General features: G+C 35.5%; 1 pseudogene. It reads right to left on the bottom strand.

The annotated features are described in order from the left end of the window. Nucleotides 1–275: pseudogene (locus V2H77_RS00210) on the bottom strand (hypothetical protein); the annotation flags it as partial. Between the last annotated feature and the right edge of the window lie 440 nt (nucleotides 276–715).

Raw genomic sequence — 715 nt, 5'->3', positions numbered from 1 at the left:
TCAGCAGAAAACGGTTCAGGTAACGGATGATGGGGCTCCATTTTACCAGAGCCATACTCACTGTCTGGTATACCTCCAAGCGCCTTTAACTCTTGTATGGTTTGTACCGTAAAAAACGCAGGCGGCACAGTAGCTGTCTCCGGATCGTTAGAGAATATTACCTTGCCGTCAAAATCCGAGGTCTTAAGTTGCTTTGGCTGCCGTTCTACACCAATCAGATTATAATCCTGACGTAATATCGCCAAAGTTTCAGCAACAGTTTTTCTTTTATTCACGGTAATTCTCCCGAGTTTTTTTAAGTTTATACCCGTCATCTTTCAAGTTGCCTCTTTGTTGGCTGCAACTCGAAATCTATTAGGTATATTCACTTTACAGAAAAGTGATTGAATATCATATTTAAATTGCACAATCTAAAATATTAATATACGCTCCCCATTTTTTCATTAATTAAAGAAAATATTTCTGTGATATATCACTACCTTTCAATATGTACTAATTAAAACTTTTAATTTTATATTTATCTCATCAGGTATTATTAGGAAATACAAATAGAAAACCATAATTATGGTCGTATTTTTCAAAAATAACGACAAAACAGAAAAGAGCTAACCAGCAAGGCCAGATTTAATTACCATTCAGTAATTAATAATGTAAGCCACTTGAATATATACCCGTCATCTTTCAAGTTGCCTCTTTGTTGGCTGCACTCGCTCAC

Source organism: Photorhabdus sp. P32, assembly GCF_038085095.1.
Classification (GTDB): Bacteria; Pseudomonadota; Gammaproteobacteria; order Enterobacterales; family Enterobacteriaceae; genus Photorhabdus; species Photorhabdus luminescens.
This window is presented reverse-complemented; position numbering and strand designations above follow the sequence as displayed.